Genomic DNA, 26,122 nt, shown 5'->3' with positions numbered 1-26,122 from the left:
AAGGGCACCGCCACCCTCGGCGCCGCCCTCGACCTCCGCCTGCCCACCACCACCGACCCCGGCACCTACACCACCACCCTCACCCTCACCGCACTCAGCTGAACCACGAGGGTGACGCGGCCCCCGCCGACGGGTTCGGCGGGGGCCGCGGGGCAACGCCACCAGTCGCACGCACCACCGAGCACCGCACCATGGAGACGCCGGTGTACAGAGAACGAGACTGGATCCTCGACCGGATCCGCAAGGACCACCGACTCCGGCCGGACACCCCTCTGCAGCAGCTCGCGATGCGTCACCGGGTCTCCCTGGCGATCGTCGCGGAGGCGCTGTCGCTGCCCTCCCCCGTACGCCGGCACCTCCCGCGGACCCTGCTGCTGGAACCCGTCAGTGACGCCATCGACCGCATGCTGCGGCAGGACCTCGACGCCCCGCCCGGCGCCCGCCACACCATCAGCCGCATCATCGAACGCCTGCGCACGGAGGAGGACTTCACCGGCGCCTCGTACTCCACCGTCCGCGACCACGTGCGCGCCCGCCGGATCGCCCTGGCGGCGGAGTCCGGACCTCCCCCGGGGTGACGCGGTGCGGGCCGCGGCGCCGCCGTACGGTCAGGGCCACCGGGCGGGCCGGTGGACCGACCGCCGCGTGGCCGTCACTTGGTGGCGTAAACGGCCGTGTAACCGCCGATGAGGGGGCGGGCCTCCGTCGTGGCGAAGCCGGCCTCCCGCAGCCACCGGGTCGCGTCCGCGACCGTGTACTCGGAGCCGCCTTCGGTGTCGATGAGCATGTTCAGTGAGACCAGCAGACCGTAGGTGTTGTGGCGGCGGTCGTCGTCGATCATGGCGTCGTACACGATCAGGGTGCCGCCCTCGGGCAGGGCGTCGTATGCCTTGCGGAGCAGGAACCGGCGCTGTTCGAGGTTCCAGTCGTGGAGGATCTGGCCCATGACGTAGACGTCGGACGGCGGGAGGGGGTCGGAGAAGAAGTCGCCCCCGTGGAAGGAGAGCCGCCCGGTGAGGCCGTGCGCGGCGGTGAACTCCTCGAACACGGGCCGCACCGGGGGAAGTTCGAAGACGGTGCCGGTCATCGCCGGGTGGGCGCGGAGCACCGCGGCAGGCACGGCCCCCAGCGCGCCGCCGAGGTCGGTCACGTGCCGGCGGCCGGTCCAGTCGAAGTCGGCGGCCAGCGCCCCTGCGAGGGGGGTGCTGACACCGTTCATGCCGCCCAGGAAGTTGCGCCACGCCACGGGGTCCTGGCTCAGCGTGGCGAAGAAGGGGGCGCCGGAGTGCGTGACTTCGTTCTGCTGGATGCCGCTGCCCAGGGCCTCGGTGAGGTTGTCCCAGAAGCCGAAGAGGCGGGTGTTGGCCATCTCCAGGATCCCGCCGACGTAGGAGGGCTTGGCCCGGTCCAGGAACACCTCGGCGGCGGGGCTGTTGCGGTAGACGCCCGCGTCGTCGCGGTCCAGCAGGCCCAGCGACACCAGGGCGTCGAGGAAGTCCTCCGAGGACCTCGGGTGCAGGCCCACTTCGGCGGCGAGGGACGCACGGTCCCGGCCGCCCCGCGCCAGGACGGTGAAGACCTCCAGCTCCACCGCGCTCAGCAGGGTCTTCGACGCCATGAATCCGAGGCCCAGTTGGAGGATGGGCTCCGGTGTGATCGGTTGGTCGGCGGTCATGCGTGTCTCCATTCGCTGGGCAGGGGTCTCTCGGGTCGATCGGGTGTCCGCGGTCAGAGGGTCTTGATCTGGCCGCCGTCGATGAGCACCTCGGCGCCGGTGATGTTTGCCGCCACCGGGGAGGCCAGGAAGAGGGTGAGGCCGGCCACCTCCTCCGGCTCGGTGATGCGGCCCGAGGTGATGCCCATGCTCTGGGGCACCACGACGTCCAGCGCCTCCTGGGCCGTGGTGCCGGCGGCGGCCGCGGTGGCGTCCGCGAAGGCGCCCGGGGCCGTCCAGAACGGGGTGCGGACCGGGCCGGGGGAGATCGTGTTGACCCGCACGCCCTTCGGCCCGAACTCCTCGGACAGCGACTTGCCGAGGTTGTTCAGCGCGGCCTTGGCCGCCGAGTAGTCCACGACCATCGGGAAGGGCGTACGGGCGTTGACGGAGCCGATGTTGACGATCGCCGCGCCCTCGGCCCCGACCAGGTACGGGAGTGCGGCGCGGCTGGCGCGGACGGCACTGAAGAAGGTCAGGTCGAAGATCCGCTGCCAGTCGGCGTCGGCGACGTCGAGGAACCCGCTGCGGGGTTCGGCGGCGCCCACGTTGTTGACGAGGATGTCGATCCGGCCGTGGCGCTCCACGGCGCGGCGGACCAGTGTGTCGGCCCCCTCGGGGGTCCCGAGGTCGACGGACACGACGGTCACGTCGTAGGCGCGGGCCAGCGCGTCGAGCTCGGGCGTGGAGGTACGGCTGCCGGCGACGACGCGGACGCCTTCACGGGCCATCGCCTCGACGACCGCGAGGCCGATGCCCTTGCTCGCCCCGGTGACGACGGCGACCTTGTCCTTGAGGTGCAGTTCCATGACGTTCCTTACTGGATTGATTGATACAGAATTACGGCGGACGGAGACCCGGCACGCGCATTGCGTGCCGGAGTGCGCCTACGGCCGGTCCAGGGCGCGCATCGCCACGGCGAGGGCGTCCTCGACGAAGGACCGCCCGAGCCGGGCGCTGCCCACCACCCGCAGCCCCTGGACGAACGTGGCCAGGAAGCGGGCGAGCTCGACCGGGTCCTTGCCCGGCGGCAACTCGCCCCGGGCCTTGGCCCGTTGCAGGGCCCGGGCGAGCGACGACTCGACCTGGCACGACGCCGCGGCGGCACGCTCGAGAGAACCCCGCGAGGGGACCGCCCGATCGGCCTCGACCACGACGGCGAGGACGTGCCGCACCGCGGGCCGGATCTCGGTCGCGCGGTCGAGGATCTCCACGAGGTCCTCCACCCGGAGGGCGGAGGACCGCCCGAGGGTGCGGCAGAACAGGTGCGCCGCCCGGCCGACCGCGCGGTCGGCGCCGAATTCCCCGTTCTGTCCCATGTGGGAAGCGTAGCATGATTGTGGATCGTTCAATAAAGTAATCGCGCCGTTACCTTCGACCCCTGCCCTGACCTGCGGCGATCGCGATCCCCGAAGGAAGGGCCGGGAGGGGGCCGGCCGCCGTAGGGTGAGGGGCGCCGATGGGGGCCACCAGCCGAGGGAGCCACGGATGACGCGATACCTGATCTCGTTCGATGACGGCGCGATGACCTTCCCCGAGGAGGACCTGCCCGAGGTGGCCAAGGCCTCCCACGAGGTGGTGCGCGCAGCTCAGGACGCCGGCGTGTGGGTCTTCGGCGGAGGGCTGCAGAGCCAGCGGGCGGGCGTCGTGGCCACCGACGGTACCGTCACGGACGGCCCGTACCCGGAGACCAAGGCCGTTCTCGGCGGGTTCTCGGTCATCGACGTGCCCTCACGCGAGGACGCGCTGGAATGGGCCGCAAGAATCGCCGCCGCGTGCCGCTGCGCGCAGGAGGTCCGGGAGATCATGCCCGACGAGGCCGTCTGAACGAAGACCACCCGCCGCCGCGGGTACCGGGTCCTGTCGGCAGGTCGCCCGGGGTGCCCGGCGACGTCCGGCGACGTCCGGCGGGTGCGAACGCGGCCGGGGTCAGAGGGAGGCCAGCCAGGCCGCGGTCTCCCCAGGGCGGCCGAAGCGGTGGGTGTCGAGCGGCGCGAAGCGGGGGTCGCCCGTGCGCCGTTCGATCTCGAGGCGACGGCCCGCGTGCTGCGACCAGGCCCACCAGGCCGGATGCTCCCGGCTGAGCCACCCCGTCCAGGACTCCCGGTTCCCGCCGAAGAGCGGCTCGCGCGTGACGGTCCGCCGCACGGACCGCCGCAGGACGCGGGGCATCACGACGCGCCGGGGGTAGTCCAGCCACACCACCGTGTCCGCCCTCCCCCACAGCAGGTCGCGGACCTCCGGATAGCCGAGGGAGTCGACGACCCAGCGCGGCCCGGCGGCGAGCCGCGCCACGTCCTCGGGGAACGCGGCGTTCACCGCCCAGCCGGGTCCGTCGAAGTACAGGGTGTCCATCTCGTGGTAGGGCAGGCCCAGGCGACCGCTCAACGCGCGTGCGAGCGTGGACTTGCCCGCCCCCGTGACACCCACCACCAAGATCCGCTCCACGGGGGTGCACCCTACCCGGGCCACGGCGGCATCTACCGCGCACCGCCGGAGGAACCGGGCACGTCACGGCGCGGGCGAAGCCGCCCGGCATCCCCGGCCGGCCGCCGAACGACACAGGCGCCCGTTTTGTCACAGAACGGACCGCGGCCCGGTCTACACGGTGAACGGGGCGGACCCACGCCCCGGCCACTCCGCACCACCCACCCCCCCCAGGCGAAGGCGACAGTTCGATGACTACGAAGAGCAAGGGAACCAAGACGCTCGGTAAGCAGTCGAACAGGCTCGACATACCCGACACGGCGATCGCCGTGCTCGACGAGCGGGGAACCGTCGCCGGATGGACGCAGGCCGCGGAACGGCTGGTCGGCCACCCGGCCCGGGACGTGGTGGGCAGGTCGGCCGCTCTGGTGCTGCCGCTGTTCGAGGAGGGCCTGCCCACTGCGGCCTTCGTCCAGCACTGCCGGGCCCTCAACGGCTGGCCGGGCACCACGGCGGTCCGCCACCGGGACGGCCGGGTGATCGACGTGTGCCTGCGGATCACGATGCTCCGCGGCCTCGGCGGGGCGGCGTGCTGGCTCCTCTCGCTGGCCGACACCGGCACGCTGTCCGGGGACACGATGAGCGGCGTGGTGCGCGGACCGCTGCTGTCCCGCGAGCCCATCGGCGTCACGGTGCGCGACCCGCAGCTGCGGTGCGTCTTCGTCAACGACGCGATGCAGGAGCACGACGGCATCCCTTGCGTGGAACGGCTCGGCCGCCGGCTCACCGAGGTGCTCCCCGGTCCCAAGGCCGAAGCCCTCGAGGCCATGAGCCGCCAGGTGCTGAGGAGCGGCACCACCAAGGTGCACGAGTACCGGACGTGGCTGCCGGTGAGCAAGGGCCTCGAGCATCCGTTCGCGGTGTCGTTCCAGTGCCTGCAGGGCGCGGACGGCGAGTCGCTCGGGGTGTGCGTCATCAGTGCCGACGTCGTCGAGAGCCGGCTGGCGCGCGAGCGCCTCGCCGTCGTCGGAGAGGCCGGCGCACGTCTGGGCGGAAGCCTGGACGTGATGGAGACCAGTCAGGAACTGGCCGACCTCGCCGTGCCGTTGCTGGCCGACTTCGTCGCGGTCGACCTCGGGCAGCCCTCTCCCTCCGGCGACGGCTGGCCGGTCCACGTCGGTCCGGTCGGCGAGCGCGGCCTCGCTCTGCGCCGTGCCGGGGTGGCCTCGATCCACGAAGAGGCCCCGGAATCGCCGTGCGTGCGCGGCAATCCGGTCACCGTCCCGCCGGCCTCGCCCTTCTCCACCGTCCTGCGGACGGGCAGGTCGCATCTCGAACCGGTCCTGGACAGCGCGCCGGGGGTGTGGATCGACCAGGTGCCGACCCTCGGGGAGCGGATCCGGACGCACGGGGTGCACTCGCTGATGGTCGTCCCGATCCGTGCGCAGCGCGCCCTGCTGGGTGTGGTGCTCTTCGTGCGCACGGAGGACCCCACCCCCTTCCAGGAGGCCGACCTGCTGCTGGCCGAGGAACTCGTCGCGCGCGCCGCACGAGCGCTGGACAACGCCCGCCGGTTCACCCGCGAACAGACCGCGGCCCTCACCCTGCAGCGCAACCTGCTGCCGCGCCGGCTGAGGGGCGGCACCGCGGTCGAGGCCGCCTCGCGCTACCTTCCGGCCGACATGGACCACGGCGTCGGCGGCGACTGGTTCGACGTCATCCCGCTGTCCGGCGCCCGGGTCGCCCTCGTCGTCGGCGACGTCGTCGGCCACGGGCTGCACGCCGCAGCGACGATGGGCACGCTCCGCGCCGCCGTGCGCACCCTCGCCGACATGGAACTGCCGCCCGCCGAACTGCTGGCCCGCCTCGACGACACACTGCAGCGGCTGGCCGAGGAGGACACCGACACCGTGATGGGAACGGCGGCGGTGATGGTGGCCACCTGCCTGTACGCCGTCTACGACCCGGCCACCCGCCTGTGCACCATGGCAAGGGCCGGACATCCGCCGCCAGCGGTCATCGACCCCGAGGGCCGGGTGAGCTTCCCCGACCTCCCCACCGGGGCCCCGCTCGGCGTCGGCCTCGGCGACCCCTTCGAAGCCGTGGAGTTCGAGCTCCCCGAGGGCAGCCTCGTGGCGCTGTACACCGACGGCCTGGTCGAGTCCCGGGAGCACGACATCGAGGACGGGATGAGGTGCCTCGGTGCCGCGCTCGCCGACCCGGACCGGGCGCTGGAGGAACTCTGCGACCGCGCCACGGAGCCCTTCATGGGCCAGGCCTCGTGCGACGACGTCACCCTGCTCCTGGTCAGGACCCGCTCGCTCGGCACCAGCCGGTCCGCCTCCTGGACGCTGCCCGGCGACGAGGGCGCCTCGCGCCGCGCACGGCAGCTGGTGAGCCGTCAGCTGAGCGCATGGGGCCTGGACGAACTCGCCGACGCCACGAAGCTGATCGTCAGCGAACTGGTCACCAACGCCGTCCGCCACGCGTCGGGACCGATCGGTCTGCGCCTGAAGCGGCACCAGGTCCTCACCTGCGAGGTGGCCGACAGCGAGGTCTGCGCCCCGCGGATCCGCAGCGCGGCGACCACGGACGAGAACGGCCGCGGCCTGTTCCTGGTCACCCAGCTCTCGCGCCGCTGGGGCTCCCGCTCCGCGTCCGACGGCAAGATCGTCTGGGCCGAACAGGACCTGCCTCCCGCGCCCGGCCCCGGATCACGCCTGCTGCGGGCGGGTTAGGAAACGGCCCCGGGACCGGAGGCGTCCGCGGCCGACGTCCGTCCCACGGTTCCTGAGCGACCGTCAGGACGGCGTCCCGGCAGGCCCTCGGTGGCCCGGCACACGGTGTTGTGCCGGGCCACCGGTCGTGTACAGGGAGCCCGCGGGCCGCCGGAGCGTACGGCAGCGTCAGCCCGGCGCCGCCTGTAGCCCGTCGTGGCCCTCGTGGCTGTCGTGGCCGTCGAGGACGCGCGCGGAGGCGAGCAGGCGTTCGCGGAGCCAGAGGTGTGCCGGGTCGGCCGTGTGACGGGGATGCCAGTACATGCGCTCGTGGATGTCGGGCACGACTACCGGCGGCGGGAGGAACCGGATGTCCTGCGTCGCGGCGGCGAGTTGGCGGGCCGCGCGCTCCAGGACCAGGCTGGCCAGACACGTGCCCCGGATCAGGAAGGGGACGAGGAGGAAGCTCTCCACCGTGAACTCGATCCGGCGCGGGGTGCCGAGCCGGGCCAGGTGCTGATCGGCCAGGTTGAGTTGCCGGTCCGGCCCGATGCTGTACACGAGATGCGGGATCCGGAGGTATTCGTCGATCGTTATCCGCTGCGCCGAGCCGGCCGGATTCCCCGCGTCCACCGCGCACAACCATCGGTCGCCGAACAGCGGATACGACGGAAATCCCGTGTCGCCCATCAATTCTTTCGGTTCGATGATGAGGTCGGCCACGTCGGTGTCGAGCAGTTGCCTCGGATCCCGAGATCTGGGAAGGACGTGGATCGTCACACCCGGGGCCTCGGCGGCCACCGCCTGGACGAAAGGACTCAGCAATACGAGAGTCGCGTAGTCGGAAGCACTGATGGAAAAGGTTCGGGTGTCCGTTCCCGGGTCGAATTCGGAGCGCTGCGCTATCGTCCGCTCGACCAGGTCGAGGATCTCCCGCACCGGTCGCACCAGCCGCTCGGCCTCTGCGGTGAGCGCGAGTTGCCTCCCCTGCCGTACCAGGAGCGGGTCGCCGAACAGCTTCCTGAGGCGCGCCAGCGACGAGCTCGTCGCGGGCTGGCTGAGGCCCAGGCGCCGGCCCGCACGACTGACGTTGCGCTCGGTCAGCAGCGCGTCCAGCGCCACGAGCAGATTCAGATCGACGTTCCGCAGGTTCATCATCCCTGACCAGTCCACGTATTCGCAGCGGAAATACCTCGAATTCAACATATCCATTTGACGGATGTGTCGCGCAGATCATAGCGTCCCGGTCGAGCGGTGCGGCCCCTGCGGCCGGAACTGCGTCAGGTTTCCCCTTCTGGGCGGCGGCACTTGTGTCGCCGTCGGTTTGGAGAGATCCGATGACGGAATCAGGAAATTCCGCCGGCGACCCGCGCGGGGAGGACACCGCGGGTCCCGGCATTGCCACCGGACCGCTGCTGGAGACGGCGGATCCCGACACGTTCCGCGCGGCGATGCGCCGTGTGGTGGGCGGACTCACCGTGGTGACGACGCGTCATGACGGCCGCCCCTGGGGAATGACCGTCAGCGCGTTCATCCCGGTCTGCCTCGAACCGCCGACGGTGCTGGTGTGCGTCAACGAGCGCAGTGTCACCGCCGAGGACATCCGCCGCACGGGGCGTTTCGCCGTCAACCTGCTCAGCCTGGACCAAGTCCTCGTGTCCCAACTGTGCGCGCGTCAGGGCGCGGTGAAGTTCGTCGAGGACCATGTCGTCGCGGGCGGTGAACTACCGGCCGCGGTGGTGTCACCGGTGCTCCGGGATTCGCTGGTGACCTTCGACTGCGTGACGGCCGAGGCACGGCCCGTGGGCAGCCACCTGGTGGTCATCGGCGGCGTGCGGGCGGTCGTCGCGCCCGGCTCCCGCTCCCCGCTGCTCTTCGGGCAGGGCCGCTACCAACGCGGCGTGGACGTCGACGGGGTGCCGGCGGCGGGGGCGGTGGCATGACTCCGCCCGTACCTCCCGTACGACCGGTACCGCCCGTACGGGACGCCGCCGACATCGGCGTCGCCGATCCACCACCGCCGATGTCATCACCGGTGTCATCACCCATGTCACCGCCGGACGCACCGCACGACCACGGGAAGGACGGATCATGAGGACCGGCAAGGAGTACCTGGAGTCGCTGCGCGACGGCCGCAAGGTCTACGTCGGCGGCGAACTCGTCGAGGACGTCACCACGCACCCCAAGACCCGCGGTTACGCCCGGGCGATCGCCGAGTACTACGACCTGCACCTGGCACCCGAGCACCAGGACGTCACGACCTTCCTCGACGAGAACGGCAAGCGGCAGTCGATGCACTGGTTCCTGCCGCGGTCGAAGGAGGACGCCGTCCGCCGCCGCAAGTACGCGGAGTTCCTCTTCCGGCACTTCAAGGGCGGCATCTTCACACGGCCCCCGGCCGGCATGAACGTCGTCATGTTCACCCAGGTCGACGACCAGCAGCCGTGGGCCGAGAACTCCCGCTTCAGCGGCCCCCGCCGCGACCTCTCGGGCAACATCCAGCGCCAGTGGGACGAGGTCACCTCGAAGGACCTCGCGATCTCACCCATGTTCGTGGACGTGCAGTACGACCGCGGCCGGGACGACGCGCTGGCGGAGACGCCCATGCTGCGCATCACGGAGGAGACCGACGAGGGCATCGTCGTCCGCGGCTGGAAGGCCATCGGCACCTCGATCCCCTTCGTCAACAACCTGCTGATCGGCAACCTGTGGCGGCCGGGCCAGACGCCCGAGCAGACCATCTACGCGATGGTGCCGCTGTCCACGCCCGGCGTGACCGTGGTCGCCCGGGAATCACGGGCGCAGCCCGACGCCGATCCCTACGACCGCCCGCTGGCGACCATCGGTGACGAGCTCGACGGGATGGTCTACTTCGACGACGTCCTGATCCCCTGGTCCCAGGTCCAGCACATCGGCAATCCCGACCACGCCAAGTGGTACCCGCAGCGGCAGTTCGACTGGGTGCACCTGGAGACCCAGATCCGGCAGTGCACCCACGCCGAACTCATGGTCGGCCTCGCGCTGCTCATCACCCAGGCGCTGGGCACCGGCCGCCAGCCGGTGGTCCAGGCACAGCTCGCGGAACTCGTCCGGTTCCGCGAGACGTGCCGGGCGTTCATGCTCGCGGCCGAGGAGACCGGTTTCGAGACCCCGGGCGGGCTGTACAAGCCGAACAACGTCTACATCGACTTCGGCCGGGCCCACTACCTCGAGAACCAGCACGAGATGGTCAACAAGCTGATCGACTTCTGCGGCCGCGGCGTCGTCATCCAGCCGACCAAGCGCGAGCTGGACGATCCCTACATCGGCCCGAAGCTCGAGGAGGCCCTGCGCGGTGCCGAGATCAGTGCCCGGGACCGGATCAAGATCTTCCGGCAGATCAGCGAGCGGTTCCTCACCGAGTGGGGCACCCGCCACGAGATGTTCGAGAAGTTCAACGGCACGCCGCTGTACCTGATCAACCTGCTCACCATGCAGCGCACCGAGTACCAGGTCGACGGGCCGCTCACCCAACTGGCCCGCGACGTCCTGGGCTTCGGGGACACCGCCGAGCTGGGCCGGCGGGCGCAGGAGGCGGAGCGAGCCTCGCACTACGCCGGCGTGCGCTTCCAGCCCGGGTACGCCCGCGGGCAGGACGTCCACGAGGGCTACATCGGCCCCCGGCCGGGGGAGGCTGCCGCGCAGCCGTAGTCGCCCGAACGCTTCGGTCCGTCCGCGACGGTGCGACCACCGCGGACGGACCGGCGTGTGCGCCGGCGACCGGACGAGGTGCGGCAGCTCAGTCGGTTCCCGCGTCGTAGGCCTGCTGGTGGCGGCGGATCTCCGTGTGCCGCTCGGCGGACCAGGACGCCAGTCCCAGCACGGTGGACAGCAGCGAGCCGCCGAGCGTGGTCAGCGAGTACTCGACGCGCGGCGGGACCTCGGGGTAGGCGGTGCGGTCGACCAGCCCGCTGCGCTGGAGCTGCTTGAGGGTGAGGGTGAGCATCCGCTGGGAGATGCCGGGGATGGCGTGTGCGAGGTCCGAATAGCGCACGGGCCCGTCGGAGAGCGTGCCGATGATCAGCACGCTCCACTTGTCGCCGACCAGGTCGAGGATCTCGCGGATGAAGTCCGCGTCCTCGTCGCCCCAGTGCGCGCACGGTCCTGGCACGCGCCGCACACTCGCCCGCACGTCGGTGCGTCCCCTCCGCATGTCGCCGCCGCTGCCCACGTCCGCCGCCTCCCTCTCGTGACCCACGCACATCAATGTGCCTTTTGTATCGCTTCTCACACTAATGCAGAGTGTGGCTACGAACAGAAAGTGAGTTTCAGGAGGAGTCCACCATGCAGATCGACTTCTGGTCCGACATCGTCTGCCCCTACTGCGCGTTGACCGACAACCGGCTGCGGCTGGCGCTGGAGCGGTTCGGGCACGCCGACGAGGTGCGGATCGTCCACCGCTCGTTCCAGGTCCACCCCGACCTGCCCCGCGAGGGCATCACGCAGCGCCGGCTCCTGGAGGAGCACGGGATCACCGCGTCGAGGGGCGAGCAGATCTTCGCGCCGATCGAGCGCGCCGCGCGGGCGGAGGGGCTGGAGCCCTTCCACGCGCTGGAGCGCACCCTGGGGCCGACCGGCCTCGTCCACGAACTGCTCGCCCTCGCCGACGACCTGGGGCGCGGCGGCGAGGTGTGGACGGCCGCGTTCCGTGCCCACTTCGGGCAGGGGCGCGAGCTGTGGACCAGGGAGCAGGTCCTCGACTTCGCGGTCGAGGCCGGCCTCGACCGCGAGGAGGCCGCCGGGGCGTTGCGCGAGGGGCGCTACCGCGCCCGGGTGGCCGCCGACCAGCGCGAGGCGGAGCGCCTGGGGGCGCGGGGAATCCCGTTCCTCACCCTCGACGGCGCCTTCGCCGTCCACGGAGCCGTCGGCGTGGACGAGCTCCTGGCCGCGATCACCAGGGCCTGGGACGCGGCCCACCCGGAACCGGTGCCGCTGCCGACGCTCGCCGGGGCGGCCGACGCCTGCGGGCCGGACGGCTGCGCGGTCCCCCGGGTCCCCGCGCCCTGAGCACGCCGCCCCGCCGGGGCCTGCCCGCCGGGGCCCGTCCACCCCACCCCCACACACACGCACGAAACGAAAGCGCCACCACCATGTCCTACCTGCTGCGCATCGACGCCTCCGCCTCCGGCGACGCGTCCGTCTCCCGTCAGGTCGCCGACTCCTTCACCGCCGCATGGACCGGAGACGTCGTCCGCCGCGACCTCGCGCTCGACCCCGTCGCCCACCTGGACGCGGCCGGAATCCTGTCCCGTACGACCCCCGCCGACGAGCACACCCCCGAGCAGAGGGCCGCCGCCTTGCTCCAGGACGAACTGGTGGCGGAGTTCCTCGGCGCCGGGGCGTACCTCTTCGCCGTGCCGCTCTACAACTACGCGATGCCGTCCGTCTTCAAGGCGTGGCTGGACCACGTCATGATCGTCGGCAGGACGATCGGGCTGCCCGGGCCGGCGCCCAGCGCCGGGCGTCCGGCCGTCGTCGTCTCCGCCCGGGGCGGCGGCTACGGTCCCGGCGCGCCCCAGCACGGCAAGGACTTCCTGATGCCGGCGCTGGAGACCATCCTCGGCGATCCGCGGCTGATGGCACTCGACGTCCGTCCCATCACACCCGAACTCACCTACGCGCCCACGGTGCCGTCGCTCGGCCACCTGCTCCCCCAGCACCTCGCCTCGCTGGAGGACGCGCACGCGCGGGCCCGCCGTCAGGCGCTGGAGCTCTCCGGGGCGGCCGGTCATCCGGCGACCAGCGGCCCCGGGGCGCCCTGAACGTCCGGAGCCGCCTGGCTCGGCACACCTGTCGGGAGGTCTCGCGGACGTCGTCCACGAAGGCGTCCGGAATCCCGGGGTGGCCGAAGTGCCCGTCCTCCGGGTGGGTGTTGACGTCGGCCACGTCGAACCGGCCGTAGGGCGGCCCGTGCACGAGAGCGGCGACCCGCTCCCGGCCCCGGGCGAGCCGCCCCGCCCCGCAGGCGCCCGCTCGCGTCGGGTCGCAGAGGCCGGCGGCGGCGTGTATCGCCGGCGTATCGAAAATCGCATACGGCGCGGCAACGGCGCTCCGGCTCCAATGGGGGCATGGACCACAACCCACCCCTGTCGGCACCGCTCCGCCGCGTGAGCGCGGCCGTGCTCCGCGGCCTGGCGCTCCTCGGCGTGGTGAGCGCCCTGTTCGCCCTGCGGCGGCCGCTCATGATGTCCGCTCCGAGGTGCATGGCCGGGCAGTGGCACGGCTGCCTGGACACCTTCAACGGTGTGGTGCTCATGACCCTGGTGACGCTGCCGCTCGCCGTCCTGGTGGCCTGGGCCCTCGCGCATCGCCGCCGTACCGCCGGCGTCGCGTCGGCGTGGCGGCTGTCGCTGGCCGAGGTGGGCATGGTGCACGGGACGGTGCCGTTCCTGTGGATGACCATGATGCCGGGCGCCGGGGTCGGTGTCGTCCCGCCGCGGGTGAGCCTGGTGCCGCTGCGGGACCTGGTCACGATGGGGCCGGGCGGGATCGTGGGCAACCTGCTGGTCTTCGCCTCCCTGGGGTTCTTCGCCCCGATGCGGTCCACGGCGCTGACGTCCGTGCCGCGCGTCCTGGCGCTCGGGGCGGGCTGCTCGGTCCTGGTCGAGACCGCGCAGTACGTCCTGCGGCTGGACCGGGTGTCCTCCGTGGACGACGTACTGGTCAACGCCGCGGGCGCCGCGCTCGCCGCGCTGGCGTCCCGCCGCTGGTGGCGCAGCGGAGCGGCGGCTCCGTCGGACCGGCCTCGCCCCGAACCGGCACCGACGGGCTGAACCGCGTGCCCGGCGTGCCCCCGTCCTCGCAGCGCGCGCGATGCGTCGTGTGAGGATCACGCCCACGCGAACGGTGAGGGGCCGTGGGTCCGTTGTCGGTGGCCGGTGTTACGTTCTGTGACATGACGGATCACGCGCTGCGACTCCTGCGGCAGGACCGCCGGTCGGCGGAACTGGCCGCCTTCCCCTTCGGCTTCGACCTGGGCCGCGCCGCCCACGGCCACGTCGAGGAGGTCCGCCTCGCCTCGGGCGAGCCGCTGGAGACGCTCGCCGGGGACGACACCGGCGGTACGTACTTCCTGTGCGCGGACGGCTCGGTGCTCTACGCCGACTCGGAGGGCTCCGCGGGGATCATCGGCTCCGGTGTCGACGAGGCCCTGGAGATCCTGATCGGCCTGCCCGGCTGGCGCGGCTGCGCACGTCTGTCGCCGGACGACGGCGAGCAGGAGATCCTGGCGTACGTCGCGGAGACCGAGGACGAGATCCGTGCGTACTACGGGATCGACGGGGAGCGGGCCGAGCTCCGTGCCGCACTGGGCTTCCCCGAACGCTCCCCGGTCGAGCTGGTGGGCAGGCTGCGTGCCGCGCTGCTGCGCACCGAGCCGGACTTCGTACTGCTCAACGCGGACGAGGGGTGCGCGTACGACACGTTGGGCCCGGCCGGTCCCCCTCTGTGGGAGCCGGTGCTCGCTGCGGGCCGCGCCGATCTCGCCTTGTTGAGGGAGGGTGAGCCGACTGCATGGCGTGACGTCGCCGAGGACCCGGTGCGGCGCCGGATCACCCTGCGGGCGGCGCAGTTCGACCGCGCCGAGGGCGATCAAGAGCTGCTGCGCCATCTGCTGCGGCACGAGGCCCGGTCGTCGATGACGGACGAACTGCGGCTCGCGGCGGTGCTGGTGGGGCTGCACGGCGACACCGCGGATCTGCCGCTGCTGCTCGAGGTCCGGCAGACGGACTACGACACCGCGATGGGCCTGGGCGGCATGCCCGAACCGGGCGCCGGCGCGGACGAGTTGCGGCGGTGGGCGCGGGAGCTCGACGAGTCGATGTTCGGGACGGAGCCGTCCGACGAGCCGGTGTACACCTGGACCGACCTGGCCCGGGACCAGGGGATGACGAACCTCGCACGGGTGACGCTGATCCGCGAACTCGACACCATCCTCATGGACCAGAGCAGGCTCCGCCTCCCCGGGACACCCGACACCCTGGCCACGGCTGAACTGAGCGCGATCGCCGGGGACTTCGAGGAACTCGGCGACCTTTCCCAGGCGCTGCGCGCCCGCGGCCTGCACGCCGCCCTCCAGGAGGGGCCGTACGAGCGGGCCTCGTCCCGGCACAGCCTGGCCCGCCTGGAACGGGAGGCAGGCCTGCTGTCGCGGTCGGCGCAGAGCCTGGCCGCCGTACGGGACGCCCTGGCCACCCCGGGCGACGGCGCACTGCGCCACTGGAAGGAGGTCAGTTTCGGCCGCTTCATCGCCGAGGAGCACTACCGGCTCGCCCTCGCCCTGGCCGACGCGGGCCGTCCCGAGGAGGCCCGTGCCCTCCTCACGGCCGCCGACGCGATACGCGGCGCGCTCACGGAGAACGCCGCGAAAGGCGTCCGCGAACGGGCCGAGCGGACCGCTGCGCGAGTGCGCGAGCTCGGCTGAGGACGGCACGGTGGTGCGCCCGGTCCGCCCGGTCCGCCCGGTCCGCCCGGTCCGCTCGGGCCGCTCGGGCCGCTCGGGCCGCTCGGGCCGCCGTGACACCGTGGAGTCGTGGAGTCGTGAAAGCGCGAGGTTAGGCTTCGGGGATGCGCGTACTGATCGTGGAGGACGAGCCGTACCTGGCGGAGGCCGTCCGTGACGGTCTGCGGCTGGAGGCGATCGCCGCCGATATCGCCGGCGACGGCGACTCCGCCCTGGAACTGCTCAGCGTCAACTCCTACGACCTCGCGGTCCTCGACCGGGACATCCCCGGCCCCTCCGGCGACGAGGTCGCCCGGCGCATCGTCGCCTCCGGCAGCGGCATCCCGATCCTCATGCTCACCGCCGCCGACCGGATCGACGACAAGGCCTCCGGGTTCGGGCTCGGCGCCGACGACTACCTCACCAAGCCCTTCGAGCTGCGGGAGCTCGTCCTGCGGCTCCGGGCACTCGACCGCAGGCGCGCGTACGCGAGGCCCCCGGTCCGCGAGATCGCGGGCCTGCGGCTCGACCCCTTCCGCCGGGAGGTCTTCCGCGACGGGCACCACGTGGCGCTCACCCGCAAGCAGTTCGCGGTGCTCGAAGTCCTCGTCGCCGCCGAAGGCGGGGTCATCAGCGCCGAGGAGCTGCTGGAACGCGCCTGGGACGAGAACACCAACCCCCTGACCAACGCCGTGCGCATCACCGTCTCCGCACTGCGCAAGCGGCTCGGCGAGCCCTGGGTCATCGCCACGGTGCCCGGCGTCGGCTACCGGATCGACACCGGCGCGGACGCCGCGGGCCGCGGCAGTGCCCCTGCGTAGACGTCCGGGGCTCACCGCAAGGGGCGCACGGCGGCCGCGGTCGGTGCGGGCAGCTCCTCGGGGGATGCGCAAGATCAAGCACTGCTACGGTGGCCCGCATGCCATCGGTCAAGCAGTTCCAGGTCACCTTCGACTGCGCGGAACCCCAACGCGTCGCGCGTTTCTGGTGCGAGGTGCTGGGATACGTCGCACCGGAGCCGCCCGAGGGGTTCGCCACGTGGGACGACTTCAACGGCTCGCTGCCGGCTGAGGACCGGGACGCCTGGTTCTCGTGCGCCGACCCCACGGGAGTGGGACCGCGCATGTACTTCCAGCGCGTTCCCGAGGGCAAGGTCGTCAAGAACCGGATGCACCTGTGCGTGCGGGCCGCCACCGGTCTCGTCGGCGAGGAGCGGCTGGCCACGCTGGAGGCCGAGTGCGCACGGCTGCTCGCGCTCGGCGCGGTCCGCGTACGCCTGCTGGTCGCCGACGAGGAGAACGAGTCGTGCATCGTGATGCAGGACGTCGAGGGCAACGAGTTCTGTCTCGACTGAGCCCCTCCCGAACGCCCTCCCCCGCACGGCGGTTGCCGGACGGCCCCTAACATGGGCCCATGCCCCACACACCGTCACGGGTCGAACTGAGCCCGCTCACCCTCGCCGACCAGGACGAGTTCTGCTCGCTCGTGCGGGCCAGCGTCGAACTCCACTCACCCTGGATGCGGTTGCCCAGGACGGCGGAGGAGTTCCGGACCTGGATGGACCGCTTCAGCGACGGCACCAACCTGGGCTACCTGATCCGCGTCGTCGAGACCGGTGCCGCTGCCGGCACCGTGAACATCAACTCCGTCATCCGGGGCCGTTACCAGGGCGCGTCGCTGGGCTATGCGGCGTTCGCCCCGTCCGCGGGGCGGGGCTACATGACCGAAGGCATCGCCGTCACCCTGCGGCACGCCTTCGACGACCTGCGGCTCCACCGGCTGGAGGCGAGCATCCAGCCGGCCAACAAGGCGTCCCTGGCCCTGGTCCAGCGCCTGGGATTCCACTACGAGGGCCTGTCGCCCGCCTACCTCTACATCGACGGGGCCTGGCGCGACCACGAACGCTGGTCCATCACCGCACCGTCACCGTGGACCCCCGACCCGTCACTCCCCGAGGTCTAGGTACGTCCTCCGCGATCATGTTCGGTAGCATCCGGCCCATGGCGATACGGGGGTGGCGGCTGGGCGTCACGGCTGCGGTGGCGGTGCTGGCGGCGCTCTGTGCCTCCGCTCCGGATCCCCTGCAGCTCGTCCGCACGGCGTCGGACCTCGGTCCCCTGCCGGCCGACCGCTACGGCTTCACGACACGGGACTACGGGCGATCGCAGCGCGCGACGGCGTTGCTGGTCCGGCAGTGCATGGCGGACAAAGGTCACCCGGACTTCCCGCTCGACCCCCGCGACCCCCGGGACATCACGGGCACCACCGCGGTCGGCATCGCGGTCGGCACCGACTACGGCGTCCTCGACCCGGACGCCGCACGCCGCTGGGGCTACGGCTGGGACCCCGCGAAGGACGCGGCCGCCCGGCCGAAGGGCCGCCGCATGACCATCGCGGAGTACACGGACCTGCCGGAGTGCAGGAACGAGGCGGAGCAGCGAGTGGGGCGCGGCGTCGACTTCGGGGAGGACTGGCTCTACGCGGTCAAACGCGGTCTCGAGGTCGGCACGGCGGTCGAACGCGACCCGCGCGTCCGCGCCGCCTGGGACGCCTGGTCCCGCTGCGTGGCGGCACGAGGATTCACCCGCTACCCGGACCCCGTCGCGGCGTACACGGACGACGCCTGGCGTCGGAACGCCGACGGCAACACCCGCCACACGGAACGCGAGAGGGCCACGGCCGTCGCGGACGCCGGCTGCAAGCGCCGCCTCCACACGGCCGAGATCTGGCACGCCGTGCAGGCGCGGGAGCAGACCGCGGACATCGCACGGCACCGCGACCACTACGCCGCCGCCCAGCGGGCGATGCGCAGGTACCGGGCCAACGTCGACACGGTGCTGCGCGATCTCGGGTAGGGCCACAGGTGGTCCCGCGCCCCGGCCGCCGGCCCGACCGCCCGGCCATGACGGACCCGTGGTTCAGGAACGGTGCCGGACGAACCGAAGGCGGGCGAAGGACTCGCCCTCGCGGGGAGCGCGGGCCCAGGAACGGGTGATGAAGGTCGGCAGCCGCCCCTGGGTCAGTGCGAAACGCGGCAGCGACAGCCCGAGTTCGACGTACAGGGCCTCCAACGCGCGCCGCTCGCGATCCCGTTCGGGCTCCTCCGGACGGAACAGCCGTGTGGGCTCCAATGCCTCGGGTATCCCGCCGGAACGCTCGATCTCCGTACCCCGCACGGTGAACGCGTAGAGCTCCTCCCCTCCCTCGGCCACCGACACGTGGAACGCCGCCGGGCGGCCGCCCGGGGACCAGCTGTCCGGTTCGCGCCACACCACCACCGCGCGCCCGGACGAGGACGCCGCCGCGGCAGGGGACACGAACCGCTCCCCGAGTCGCCCGTGGGAGTGACCGTCGAAGGCGAAGGCCCATCCCTCGGCGCTGCGGCCGGTGGCCACCACGATGCGGTCCTCCCAGGGCTCCACGCCTTGCCGATCCTGGGGATCCGGCGCCCGCCAGGGCACCATGCGCGGGTGGACGGGCGCGCTCAGTCCGGCCCCCTCCTCGCCGATCATGCCGGGCAGTCGGGCGGGGTCCACCCCTTCGGCCCAGACACAGCGGTATCCGTCGAACGGCTGCCCGTGCAGCGCGGGTTCCATCAGCCAGGCGAGACCCGGCGGGTCGAGGTCGGGCACGGGCTCAGGCGCGGTTCCCGTCTCCCCGGCCCGCGGCGTCGAAAGGATCTCCCACCCGCGTTCCGGGGTGACCAGCGGCCCCAGGACCGGATCGGCGAGCAGGCCGATCGGGACGATCAGCTCGGGTCCGGGCGCCTCCCACAGCGGGAGCGCGTCCCGCAGGATCCGCCACGCGGCGTCGGTCGCGCCCCAGCGGGCCGGCTCCCGGGCCTCGGCGACGGCCCGGCCCCACGGGCCGGGGGGCGCGTAGCGGTGGGTACCGTCCCGCATCTCGTCCGGTACGGCCCTGGCGGCCTCCCGGCCGGCTCCGCCGGCGGTCATCGTCACGAGCCGGCGTTCGTCGTCGCCCGCCCGCCGTCCGCCGCGTGCCGGCTCCATGGCGTCCAGCGGCAGGACCTCGGACAGGTAGCGCGGATCGGGCAGCAGGTGGCCGTAGTGCCGGGACTCGCGCGGGGACAGCAGGTGGCGGATCTGCTGCAGCAGGACGACGCTGCGCGGCCGGGCGAAGGACCGTGCCTCCTCGAGCAGGGGCAGGGCCTCCTCGTACCGTCCGCGAAGGGCCAGCAGGCGCGCCTCCTCCACGTGGGCGTCCTGGGCGCGCGTGGTCGCGTTCACGAAGTCCGGCCTGTCGGACCGGCTCCCGTGGAAGCCGCGGTACCCGGCCTCCATGTAGGCCCGGAACGAGGGGTGGCGGACCGGGTATTCACCGCTCCATCCCTTGAACACCCAGAGCGCCCACTCCCCGTCCTCGTCGAGGTCGCCGGGGTCCAGCAACGCGTGCGACATGTCGGACTCCGTCTCCAGCCGCAGCGCCCGGCGCCACATGCCGGCCCTCAGGACCTCCACCTCGCTCGGGTCGTCGCCCAGTTCCTGCTCGTACAGCGGTGACATGTCCATCGGGTCACGGAACCAGTCGATCTCCGCGACACCGCCGAGCCGGTACACCCCCGCCGTCTCGTCCACGTGCCACCCGTCGCTGACGGCCAGGAACCCCCGGTACGAGGGCGGCAGCCGGCACCCCAGCCGCTCCTCGGCCGCGGCGATCACCGCCTCCCCCGCGCCGGGCCTGCCCGGGTCCGCGGCTTGCCCGCCGTCCTCGTCCCCGCCGGCGCGCGGAACCCACTCCTCGCGCCAACGCCCCAGGAACCTGTGCCAGTCGAACCCCTCGCCACCCATGACCGGATGGTCTCACCCGCCACCGACATGACGCCCCGACCACGGATGCCGTCCGCTCACGCCGGCGCACCGTCCCCGCCGGGCAGCGACCGGGCCACGCCCTCGACGGAGGACCGGGACCTCACGACCCAGGCCTCCACGTCGAGGGCCATCGAGGGGAAGCACCTCGTGATCCGGGCGGCCGCATCGACGAGTTCGTCCAGCGTATCGACCAGAACGGTCTCGGTCAGACCCATGACCACGGCCGCCCGGAAGGGGTCGTCCGACACCAGCCACCGCCGGGCGACGTCGAAGATGCCCTTCCCCTCGTCCTCGACGATCCAGGAGAGGGACATCAGTTGTTCGGAGAGGTATCCGGGCGGGAGACCGGGAGCCCTGTGGTCGACCAGGTAGGTCATCACCTGCTCGATGTCCATGGCACAGCCTCCTGCTGACGCGGGCCCCGGGGGCCGACCGGTACCGCATCCTTCCACCCTCCGCCCGGTCCCGGTGCTCACCGCCCGGTTCGCTGCGGCTCGCCCTTGGTGTCGCCGGGGGCGGAACCGTCCTGCGCGGCGCCCGGTGGGACGGCGTCCCGGGGAGGGGTGCCCCCGGCGGAGCGGGTGTCGTGCCAGGAGACGGCGAAGGTGACCGCGAGGACGGTGATGATGAAGCTGAGCGACGCCCAGACGGGGACCTTGTAGAAGTCGGTGAGCAGCAGCTTCACCCCGACGCCGGCGAGGATGACGCCCAGGCCGGTCTGCAGGTGGCGGAACCGGCGGGCGGCGCCGCTGATGAGGAAGTACGCCGCGCGCATCCCCAGCAGTGAGAAGGCGTTGGCGGCGAAGACGACGAAGGTGTTCTGGGTGACCGCGAAGATCGCCGGGATGCTGTCGACGGCGAAGACGACGTCGGTCGTCTCGATGACGACCAGTGCGGCGAGCAGCGGGGTGACCGCCCAGGCTCCGTTCACCCTGACCAGCAGTCGCTGGCCGTGCAGCCGCTCCGTCACGGGAGCCACGCGGCGCAAGGCACGCAGCACGAGGTTGCGGTCGGGGTGGACCTGGGCCGCGCCGTGCCGCAGTACCTTGACCGCGGTCAGCAGCAGGAGCGCGCCGAAGACGTAGATGGTGGCGTGGAAGGCATCCAGCAGCGCCGCGCCGACCAGGATGAACACCGCGCGCATGGCGAGCGCGCCGATGATGCCCCACATCAGCACCCGGTGCTGGTAGCGGTCGGGGACGCCGAAGTATCCGAAGATCAGGGCGAAGACGAAGATGTTGTCGACGGACAGGCTCTTCTCGATGAGGTAGCCGGCCAGGTACTCCTCGGCCAGGACCGGGCCCTTCCAGAGCAGCAGCAATCCGCAGAAGCCGAGTCCCAGCAGCACCCAGACGACGCTCCACACGGCGGCTTCACGCAGGGAGATGACGGTGGCCCGGCGGTGGACGACGAACAGGTCCAGGACGAGCACCACCGCCAGGAAGGCGATGAGGACGATCCAGGCGGTGACCGGTATGTGCATACCGGCCGCCTTCCCGGCTTTACCACCGCTTTAACCATTTATGGCTCATTGCGTACTATGGGAGTTCCCCGCGCGAGGGGTACCGCCGCGATGCGCCGAACCGCTGGGCAACTACCCCGGCGCGGCCCGCCGGTCGGCGCCGCCGGCTCCCGGGCGTCATACGTCAGCCGGCCGCGGGGCGTGGGGCGCGCAGATGGGCGCGCCGGGCCAGCTCCTCCTGCTCGACCAGGGTGAGCATCGGCTGCCCGGGCGCGCACAGCATGGTCACGACGAACTCGGTCCGCGCGTCCGTCAGGGCGTTGCCGTCCTGGTAGTGGATCACGTCGCCGCCCGGTTCCCAGAAGCTCTCCCCGGCCTTGATCACGCGTTCCGGCTCGCCCTCGAGCTCGAAGAGGACCGCGCCCTCGACGACGTAGCCGAAGGCCGGCCCCGAGTGCCGGTGCGGCGGCACACCGGGGTCACCGGGTTCCCGCCATACGACGATGGTCATCGCCGAGGCGCCTTCCGGGACGAACGGGGGCCTGACGTCCTGGAGCGTCTTCAACTGCGTCTTCCACACCTCCGAGCGCGGCTGCCCGCCCACCCGGCCTTCCGATTCCCTGTCCGACACCGCACCGCACCTCCGTAATGCCGCTGTTCACGCACGAGATGGGGCCGACTGGACGTCGGCCCCATCGGTTCCGCTACCTTCCGCCCCCACCGCCGTGACCGCCACCGCCACCGCCACCGCCGTGGCCGCCGCCACCGCCACCACCGTGACCGCCACCGCCGTAGCCGCCACCACCGTGACCGCCACCGCCGTAGCCACCACCACCGTGACCGCCACCGCCGTAGCCACCGTCACCATGACCGCCGTGGCCGTAACCACCGTGGCCGTAACCGCCGTGACCATGACCGCCGTGGCCGTAACCGCCGTGACCATGGCCGCCGTGGCCGTGGCCGTAGCCCCAACTTCCGTCACCCCAGCCGCCGTGGCTCACGGCGGACACGGGCGCGCTGGTCGGTGCGGCGACTGCCGAGGAGGCCGCACCCCCCAGGGCGAGCGCGAGGCCGGCCATCGCGGCGAGGGGCCACCTGGGAATACGCATGACACATCTCCCTTGCCAGGTTGGTTCCTGGGCCTGGAGGCGCGGGACCACTCGCGGCTGTCCGCCCGAGCGGCCCGGGCCTGGTCGCGGGGAATCGGAGCCCCGCAGGTCAACTACTGATGCATAAATCGATGCTTATCGCCACATTCTCACCAGAACCATGCTCTGTCCGTGATGGCGTGGAGTCAATACACCCACGCGCCACGGCGGGCACCCCGGAGCGGTCCCGCCACCCGTCATGCGCCGGCGTCGTCCGGTTGGGGCGGCGTCGTCTTGACCGGGAGGTCCAGACGGAGCCGGTAGCCACCGTCGGCGGTCGGGCCGCAGGTGAGCGTGCCGCCGAGCAGCGCCGCGCGCTGGCGCAGTCCCGTCAGGCCGTAACGGGCACTGGGCAGCGGGATGGTCGGCCGGGTCGGGGCGCCGTTGGTGACCGTGAGGTGCACGGTCTCACCGCTCCGCCAGAGGCGGATGGCCGTGGCGGCGCCCGGGGCGTGCTTGCGCACGTTGGTCAGGCCCTCCTGGACGGTGCGGTAGAGGGCGCGCTGTACGGAGGGGGCAAGGTCGCCGGGAAGCTCGTCGGTCAGCCTGGCGTCGATGCCGCTGCCCGCGATGAGGCGCTCCAGGTCGGCCAGGGACGGCTGCGGGGTCAGGTCGGTGGGGCGGTCACCGGCGGCGCGCAGCACGCTGACCATGTACCGCAGCTCGTCCAGGGTCTGCACGCTCAGCCGGCGGATCGTGCCGGCGGCGTCCTTGGCCTGGACGTCACGCGTACCGACCTGCAGGGCTCCCGCCCGCACGGCGATCAGACTGACCTGGTGGGAGACGACGTCGTGCATCTCCCGGGCGAGCTGCGACCGCTCGGCGGCCAGCGTGGTCTGGGCGATCAGCAGCCGTTCGTGCCGGCGGGCCTTGGAGATCTCCGCGATGCGCTGCGAAAGATCCCTGCGGGCCTGCACGAGCTGCCCGAGGAAGACCGCCGCAGCCGCGGTCGCCGCGGTGTAGCCCAACGTGACCAGGTCGTCCCCCGAGACGTTGATGTCCGGCGCGAGGTCACAGAGCGTGAACGCCACCACGCCGACGGCCAGGACGACGCGCCGGCGCGACACCGAGGCGAGGGTGTACAGCGCCGCCAGCGAGGCGAAGATCGCGTCGGAGAAGAACACGGCCGGCAGGGTCACGAGGAACGTCACCAGCGGGAAGCCGTGCCGCAGCAGGAGCGCGAAGGCCCCGCCCAGCGCGCACGCCATCTGCAGGGGTTCGTCGACGTGGACGTGGACCCACACGTCGAAGAGCGCCACGAGGACCAATGCGCCGTCGAGCACCGCGGACGGCGGACGCCGGAGATTCACCTGACCTCCTGGTCCCTGGACGGCCGCGCGCCGCCGTTCACGACCATAACAGTCGACAACGGACGAAAACGCACCACCGCTCGCCGCGGAGGAACCGGTCAGAGACGGACCGCGGCGTTCCAGCCGGCCAGGATCGGCAGGACGCGCGCGGTGGAGGAGTCGGGTTCCGCGGTGTAGACGACGAGGCGCTGATCGGGCTCGTGGGGTGCGCAGACGATCTCGATGTCGAAGGTCAGCAACCCCGCGCTGGGGTGCTGGACACGCTTGGCCACCGACGTGTGGTCGCGGACGGCGTGGTCGTCCCACCAGCGGGCGACATCGGCGTCGGTGGCGCGCAACTCGTCGACGAGCGCCACGAGGCGGGCGTCCTGCGGACGGCGGGCGGTCTCCCGGCGCATCGTGGCGACGGTGGCCGACGCGAAGTCCTGCCAGTTCACGATCCGCTCGCGGGCGACCGGGTCCTGGAACATGAAGCGGACGAACGACGTACCCGGCTCCAGCGGACGCCCGAGGACCTCCATCAGCAGCCCGTTGCGGGCCAGCACCTCGCCGCGGTGGCCGAGCAGCAGCACCGGGACGTGGTCGAGCGTGCGCATCACCCGCAGCAGCCCCGGGTCGGGGCGCTGGGCCGCGGCGGTGTGCGCGGTGGCGGCGCGGCGCCGCGCGGTGGGTGCGGCCAGGTCCCGCAGGTGCGCGCGTTCGACCTCGTCCAGGCGCAGCGCCCGGGCCAGCGCGTCCAGGACCTCGTCGGAGACGTTGGCCTGGCGGCCCTGTTCGAGACGGCTGTAGTAGTCCGGGCTCAGGCCCGCGAGGACCGCCAGTTCCTCCCGCCGCAGGCCCGGTACGCGGCGGGCCCCCGGGAAGGCCTCGATACCCGCCTGGGCGGGGGTGAGGCGGTCCCGGCGGGAGCGGAGGAACGCCCCCAGCGCGGCGCGGTCACGTGGCATGGCTCCAGGGTAGGCGGGCCCCCGCCGCCCTGGGTGGTCCCGGCATGCCCAGGTACGTCCTGACCTGGCCCGATGCCGAGGGTCCGGCTTAGACAGGGAGCCATGGACACTTCCCTTCACACCATGGACGGCACACCCTCCACCCCCGGCTCCCGGCTGGCCGGCCGTACCGCCGTGATCACCGGCTCGACCAGCGGTATCGGCGCGGCCACGGCCCGCACCCTGGCCGGCGAGGGCGCCCACGTCGTCGTCAGCGGCCGCCAGGGCCCCCGCGGGCCGCAGCTCGTCGACGAGATCCGGCGGGCCGGCGGCCGGGCCGACTTCGTCGCGGCGGACCTGACCGGCGGCTACGAGGAACTGCGCGCCTTCGCCGCCCGGGCCACCGAGGCGCTCGGCGGACGCGTCGACATCCTCGTCAACAACGCGGGCATCTACCCCGCGACGCGGACCGAGGACCTGCCGGACGCGGATCTGGACGCGATGCTCGCGGTCAACGTCCGCGCACCCCACGTCCTGGTCGCCGCGATGGCGCCGGCCATGGCCGAGCGGGGCGGCGGTGCCGTCGTCACCATCGGCTCCTGGATGGCCCGGGTCGGCAGCCCCTACGCGGCGATGTACACCGCGACCAAGGCGGCGGACGAACAGCTGACCCGCAGCTGGGCCGCGGAGTACGGCCCGCGCGGCGTACGCGTGAACGCCGTCGCCCCCGGCGCGACCCTCACGCCGGGCAACGAGGCGGCCCGCGCGGAGCTCGACGCGCTGACCGCCACCACCCCGGCGGGCGTGGTCGTCCGGCCTGAGGACATCGCCAAGGGAGTCCTGTACGTCGTCAGCGACGACGCGGCCATGGTGCACGGCATCACGCTCTACGTGGACGGCGGGATCTCCGCCACCCGCCCGTCCTGACCGTCGCGCGCACGCGTCACCGGAGGCGCTCGGCCGGGGTGTCCCGCCGAGCGCCTCCGGCGTTCCCGGTCCGGGGGGGGGGGGCCCCGCCCCCCCCCCCCGCACCCCTGTTCGGCCCGCGCGGGCCCGATTAAAGTCGTTGGGGGTTTAGGGGGGGCTAATATATCGGGGTGGGGGCCGGGG

At 72.4% G+C, this 26,122-nt stretch carries 27 protein-coding genes; 14 read left to right on the top strand and 13 right to left on the bottom strand.

Annotation, left to right across the window (positions count from 1 at the left end):
• The first annotated feature begins 203 nt into the window (after window positions 1-203).
• Window positions 204-578, top strand: a complete 375-nt coding sequence (locus ABZ479_RS39720; protein ID WP_500466127.1) for a hypothetical protein — start codon at window positions 204-206, stop codon at window positions 576-578.
• 74 nt (window positions 579-652) lie between these two features.
• On the opposite strand, the gene ABZ479_RS39715 is transcribed toward ABZ479_RS39720, so the two are convergent.
• From ABZ479_RS39715 to ABZ479_RS39705, 3 genes are all read right to left on the bottom strand, one after another.
• Window positions 653-1,675: a methyltransferase gene (locus tag ABZ479_RS39715; RefSeq protein ID WP_500466126.1), complete on the bottom strand. Its 1,023-nt coding sequence runs from the start codon at window positions 1,673-1,675 to the stop codon at window positions 653-655.
• A gap of 53 nt (window positions 1,676-1,728) precedes the next feature.
• Entirely contained in the window at window positions 1,729-2,523 is a 795-nt protein-coding gene (locus tag ABZ479_RS39710) for an SDR family NAD(P)-dependent oxidoreductase (protein WP_500466125.1), read from the bottom strand.
• Window positions 2,524-2,601: 78 nt separating this feature from the next.
• Window positions 2,602-3,033, bottom strand: a complete 432-nt coding sequence (locus ABZ479_RS39705; RefSeq protein ID WP_500466124.1) for a TetR/AcrR family transcriptional regulator — start codon at window positions 3,031-3,033, stop codon at window positions 2,602-2,604.
• Between the two features lie 169 nt (window positions 3,034-3,202).
• Between ABZ479_RS39705 and ABZ479_RS39700 the strand changes: the two genes are divergently transcribed.
• Window positions 3,203-3,541 (top strand): YciI family protein, encoded by a 339-nt coding sequence (locus ABZ479_RS39700; protein ID WP_500466123.1) that lies wholly within the window; start codon window positions 3,203-3,205, stop codon window positions 3,539-3,541.
• Window positions 3,542-3,643: 102 nt separating this feature from the next.
• On the opposite strand, the gene ABZ479_RS39695 is transcribed toward ABZ479_RS39700, so the two are convergent.
• Window positions 3,644-4,162, bottom strand: coding sequence for a P-loop NTPase family protein (locus ABZ479_RS39695; RefSeq protein WP_500466122.1), 519 nt, complete (start codon window positions 4,160-4,162; stop codon window positions 3,644-3,646).
• A gap of 230 nt (window positions 4,163-4,392) precedes the next feature.
• Between ABZ479_RS39695 and ABZ479_RS39690 the strand changes: the two genes are divergently transcribed.
• Window positions 4,393-6,879, top strand: a complete 2,487-nt coding sequence (locus ABZ479_RS39690) for a SpoIIE family protein phosphatase (protein ID WP_500466121.1) — start codon at window positions 4,393-4,395, stop codon at window positions 6,877-6,879.
• A gap of 168 nt (window positions 6,880-7,047) precedes the next feature.
• On the opposite strand, the gene ABZ479_RS39685 is transcribed toward ABZ479_RS39690, so the two are convergent.
• The gene (locus tag ABZ479_RS39685; protein ID WP_500466120.1) at window positions 7,048-8,070 is read right to left on the bottom strand and encodes a LysR family transcriptional regulator; all 1,023 of its coding nucleotides are present in this window, start codon (window positions 8,068-8,070) and stop codon (window positions 7,048-7,050) included.
• A gap of 125 nt (window positions 8,071-8,195) precedes the next feature.
• On the opposite strand from ABZ479_RS39685, the gene ABZ479_RS39680 reads away from it, so the two are divergent.
• Both ABZ479_RS39680 and ABZ479_RS39675 read left to right on the top strand, forming a co-directional pair.
• Window positions 8,196-8,801 carry a flavin reductase family protein gene (locus tag ABZ479_RS39680; protein WP_500466119.1) on the top strand — a complete coding sequence of 202 codons (606 nt, stop codon included), beginning with the start codon at window positions 8,196-8,198 and terminating at the stop codon, window positions 8,799-8,801.
• A gap of 148 nt (window positions 8,802-8,949) precedes the next feature.
• Window positions 8,950-10,548: a 4-hydroxyphenylacetate 3-hydroxylase family protein gene (locus ABZ479_RS39675; protein WP_500466118.1), complete on the top strand. Its 1,599-nt coding sequence runs from the start codon at window positions 8,950-8,952 to the stop codon at window positions 10,546-10,548.
• Window positions 10,549-10,636: 88 nt separating this feature from the next.
• Here the strand turns inward: ABZ479_RS39675 and ABZ479_RS39670 are convergent, their stop codons facing one another.
• Window positions 10,637-11,095 carry a winged helix-turn-helix transcriptional regulator gene (locus ABZ479_RS39670; RefSeq protein WP_500466117.1) on the bottom strand — a complete coding sequence of 153 codons (459 nt, stop codon included), beginning with the start codon at window positions 11,093-11,095 and terminating at the stop codon, window positions 10,637-10,639.
• Window positions 11,096-11,181: 86 nt separating this feature from the next.
• Between ABZ479_RS39670 and ABZ479_RS39665 the strand changes: the two genes are divergently transcribed.
• The 8 genes from ABZ479_RS39665 (at window position 11,182) to ABZ479_RS39630 (ending at window position 18,192) form a co-directional block, all read left to right on the top strand.
• Window positions 11,182-11,904, top strand: a complete 723-nt coding sequence (locus tag ABZ479_RS39665) for a DsbA family oxidoreductase (RefSeq protein WP_500466116.1) — start codon at window positions 11,182-11,184, stop codon at window positions 11,902-11,904.
• Between the two features lie 83 nt (window positions 11,905-11,987).
• Complete coding sequence (locus ABZ479_RS39660; protein WP_500466115.1) at window positions 11,988-12,659, top strand: FMN-dependent NADH-azoreductase; 672 nt, start codon at window positions 11,988-11,990, stop codon at window positions 12,657-12,659.
• A 306-nt stretch (window positions 12,660-12,965) separates the two neighbouring features.
• Entirely contained in the window at window positions 12,966-13,670 is a 705-nt protein-coding gene (locus ABZ479_RS39655) for a VanZ family protein (protein WP_500466114.1), read from the top strand.
• A gap of 122 nt (window positions 13,671-13,792) precedes the next feature.
• Entirely contained in the window at window positions 13,793-15,319 is a 1,527-nt protein-coding gene (locus ABZ479_RS39650; protein ID WP_500466113.1) for a hypothetical protein, read from the top strand.
• 143 nt (window positions 15,320-15,462) lie between these two features.
• Window positions 15,463-16,158 carry a response regulator transcription factor gene (locus ABZ479_RS39645; RefSeq protein ID WP_500466112.1) on the top strand — a complete coding sequence of 232 codons (696 nt, stop codon included), beginning with the start codon at window positions 15,463-15,465 and terminating at the stop codon, window positions 16,156-16,158.
• A gap of 98 nt (window positions 16,159-16,256) precedes the next feature.
• Window positions 16,257-16,691, top strand: a complete 435-nt coding sequence (locus tag ABZ479_RS39640) for a VOC family protein (RefSeq protein ID WP_500466111.1) — start codon at window positions 16,257-16,259, stop codon at window positions 16,689-16,691.
• Window positions 16,692-16,750: 59 nt separating this feature from the next.
• The gene (locus tag ABZ479_RS39635; protein ID WP_500466110.1) at window positions 16,751-17,299 is read left to right on the top strand and encodes a GNAT family N-acetyltransferase; all 549 of its coding nucleotides are present in this window, start codon (window positions 16,751-16,753) and stop codon (window positions 17,297-17,299) included.
• 38 nt (window positions 17,300-17,337) lie between these two features.
• On the top strand, window positions 17,338-18,192 hold the full coding sequence (locus ABZ479_RS39630; protein WP_500466109.1) for a hypothetical protein: 855 nt from the start codon (window positions 17,338-17,340) through the stop codon (window positions 18,190-18,192).
• 63 nt (window positions 18,193-18,255) lie between these two features.
• Here ABZ479_RS39630 and ABZ479_RS39625 read toward each other — a convergent pair whose 3' ends face one another.
• The 7 genes from ABZ479_RS39625 to ABZ479_RS39595 form a co-directional block, all read right to left on the bottom strand.
• Window positions 18,256-20,145, bottom strand: coding sequence for an SMI1/KNR4 family protein (locus ABZ479_RS39625; protein ID WP_500466108.1), 1,890 nt, complete (start codon window positions 20,143-20,145; stop codon window positions 18,256-18,258).
• A 56-nt stretch (window positions 20,146-20,201) separates the two neighbouring features.
• A complete protein-coding gene (locus ABZ479_RS39620; protein WP_500466107.1) occupies window positions 20,202-20,561 on the bottom strand; it encodes a hypothetical protein in 360 nt (119 codons plus the stop codon).
• 77 nt (window positions 20,562-20,638) lie between these two features.
• Window positions 20,639-21,649: a TerC family protein gene (locus ABZ479_RS39615; protein WP_500466106.1), complete on the bottom strand. Its 1,011-nt coding sequence runs from the start codon at window positions 21,647-21,649 to the stop codon at window positions 20,639-20,641.
• Window positions 21,650-21,812: 163 nt separating this feature from the next.
• Entirely contained in the window at window positions 21,813-22,232 is a 420-nt protein-coding gene (locus tag ABZ479_RS39610; protein ID WP_500466128.1) for a cupin domain-containing protein, read from the bottom strand.
• Between the two features lie 100 nt (window positions 22,233-22,332).
• A complete protein-coding gene (locus ABZ479_RS39605) occupies window positions 22,333-22,737 on the bottom strand; it encodes a hypothetical protein (RefSeq protein ID WP_500466105.1) in 405 nt (134 codons plus the stop codon).
• A gap of 236 nt (window positions 22,738-22,973) precedes the next feature.
• Window positions 22,974-24,086, bottom strand: coding sequence for a sensor histidine kinase (locus ABZ479_RS39600; RefSeq protein ID WP_500466104.1), 1,113 nt, complete (start codon window positions 24,084-24,086; stop codon window positions 22,974-22,976).
• Between the two features lie 98 nt (window positions 24,087-24,184).
• Window positions 24,185-25,033 carry a helix-turn-helix transcriptional regulator gene (locus ABZ479_RS39595; RefSeq protein WP_500466103.1) on the bottom strand — a complete coding sequence of 283 codons (849 nt, stop codon included), beginning with the start codon at window positions 25,031-25,033 and terminating at the stop codon, window positions 24,185-24,187.
• Window positions 25,034-25,135: 102 nt separating this feature from the next.
• Between ABZ479_RS39595 and ABZ479_RS39590 the strand changes: the two genes are divergently transcribed.
• Window positions 25,136-25,939 carry an SDR family NAD(P)-dependent oxidoreductase gene (locus ABZ479_RS39590; protein ID WP_500466102.1) on the top strand — a complete coding sequence of 268 codons (804 nt, stop codon included), beginning with the start codon at window positions 25,136-25,138 and terminating at the stop codon, window positions 25,937-25,939.
• Window positions 25,940-26,122 lie beyond the last annotated feature (183 nt).

Source organism: Streptomyces sp. NPDC005722 (genome assembly GCF_040630935.1).
Taxonomy (GTDB): domain Bacteria; phylum Actinomycetota; class Actinomycetes; order Streptomycetales; family Streptomycetaceae; genus Actinacidiphila.
Note: the sequence above shows the minus strand (reverse complement) of the source record. Positions and strands in the feature narration are given on the sequence as shown.

What these genes read in the sequence shown, in the direction of transcription:
- ABZ479_RS39645 (WP_500466112.1), top strand. Translation starts at nt 15,463, where the DNA reads ATGCGCGTACTGATCGTGGAGGACGAGCCGTACCTGGCGGAGGCCGTC.
- ABZ479_RS39705 (WP_500466124.1), bottom strand. Translation starts at nt 3,033, where the DNA reads ATGGGACAGAACGGGGAATTCGGCGCCGACCGCGCGGTCGGCCGGGCG.
- ABZ479_RS39605 (WP_500466105.1), bottom strand. Translation starts at nt 22,737, where the DNA reads ATGCGTATTCCCAGGTGGCCCCTCGCCGCGATGGCCGGCCTCGCGCTC.
- ABZ479_RS39630 (WP_500466109.1), top strand. Translation starts at nt 17,338, where the DNA reads ATGGCGATACGGGGGTGGCGGCTGGGCGTCACGGCTGCGGTGGCGGTG.
- ABZ479_RS39675 (WP_500466118.1), top strand. Translation starts at nt 8,950, where the DNA reads ATGAGGACCGGCAAGGAGTACCTGGAGTCGCTGCGCGACGGCCGCAAG.
- ABZ479_RS39635 (WP_500466110.1), top strand. Translation starts at nt 16,751, where the DNA reads ATGCCCCACACACCGTCACGGGTCGAACTGAGCCCGCTCACCCTCGCC.
- ABZ479_RS39685 (WP_500466120.1), bottom strand. Translation starts at nt 8,070, where the DNA reads ATGGATATGTTGAATTCGAGGTATTTCCGCTGCGAATACGTGGACTGG.
- ABZ479_RS39700 (WP_500466123.1), top strand. Translation starts at nt 3,203, where the DNA reads ATGACGCGATACCTGATCTCGTTCGATGACGGCGCGATGACCTTCCCC.
- ABZ479_RS39615 (WP_500466106.1), bottom strand. Translation starts at nt 21,649, where the DNA reads ATGCACATACCGGTCACCGCCTGGATCGTCCTCATCGCCTTCCTGGCG.
- ABZ479_RS39655 (WP_500466114.1), top strand. Translation starts at nt 12,966, where the DNA reads ATGGACCACAACCCACCCCTGTCGGCACCGCTCCGCCGCGTGAGCGCG.
- ABZ479_RS39660 (WP_500466115.1), top strand. Translation starts at nt 11,988, where the DNA reads ATGTCCTACCTGCTGCGCATCGACGCCTCCGCCTCCGGCGACGCGTCC.
- ABZ479_RS39590 (WP_500466102.1), top strand. Translation starts at nt 25,136, where the DNA reads ATGGACACTTCCCTTCACACCATGGACGGCACACCCTCCACCCCCGGC.
- ABZ479_RS39650 (WP_500466113.1), top strand. Translation starts at nt 13,793, where the DNA reads ATGACGGATCACGCGCTGCGACTCCTGCGGCAGGACCGCCGGTCGGCG.
- ABZ479_RS39690 (WP_500466121.1), top strand. Translation starts at nt 4,393, where the DNA reads ATGACTACGAAGAGCAAGGGAACCAAGACGCTCGGTAAGCAGTCGAAC.
- ABZ479_RS39620 (WP_500466107.1), bottom strand. Translation starts at nt 20,561, where the DNA reads ATGGACATCGAGCAGGTGATGACCTACCTGGTCGACCACAGGGCTCCC.
- ABZ479_RS39625 (WP_500466108.1), bottom strand. Translation starts at nt 20,145, where the DNA reads ATGGGTGGCGAGGGGTTCGACTGGCACAGGTTCCTGGGGCGTTGGCGC.
- ABZ479_RS39595 (WP_500466103.1), bottom strand. Translation starts at nt 25,033, where the DNA reads ATGCCACGTGACCGCGCCGCGCTGGGGGCGTTCCTCCGCTCCCGCCGG.
- ABZ479_RS39710 (WP_500466125.1), bottom strand. Translation starts at nt 2,523, where the DNA reads ATGGAACTGCACCTCAAGGACAAGGTCGCCGTCGTCACCGGGGCGAGC.
- ABZ479_RS39640 (WP_500466111.1), top strand. Translation starts at nt 16,257, where the DNA reads ATGCCATCGGTCAAGCAGTTCCAGGTCACCTTCGACTGCGCGGAACCC.
- ABZ479_RS39665 (WP_500466116.1), top strand. Translation starts at nt 11,182, where the DNA reads ATGCAGATCGACTTCTGGTCCGACATCGTCTGCCCCTACTGCGCGTTG.
- ABZ479_RS39680 (WP_500466119.1), top strand. Translation starts at nt 8,196, where the DNA reads ATGACGGAATCAGGAAATTCCGCCGGCGACCCGCGCGGGGAGGACACC.
- ABZ479_RS39715 (WP_500466126.1), bottom strand. Translation starts at nt 1,675, where the DNA reads ATGACCGCCGACCAACCGATCACACCGGAGCCCATCCTCCAACTGGGC.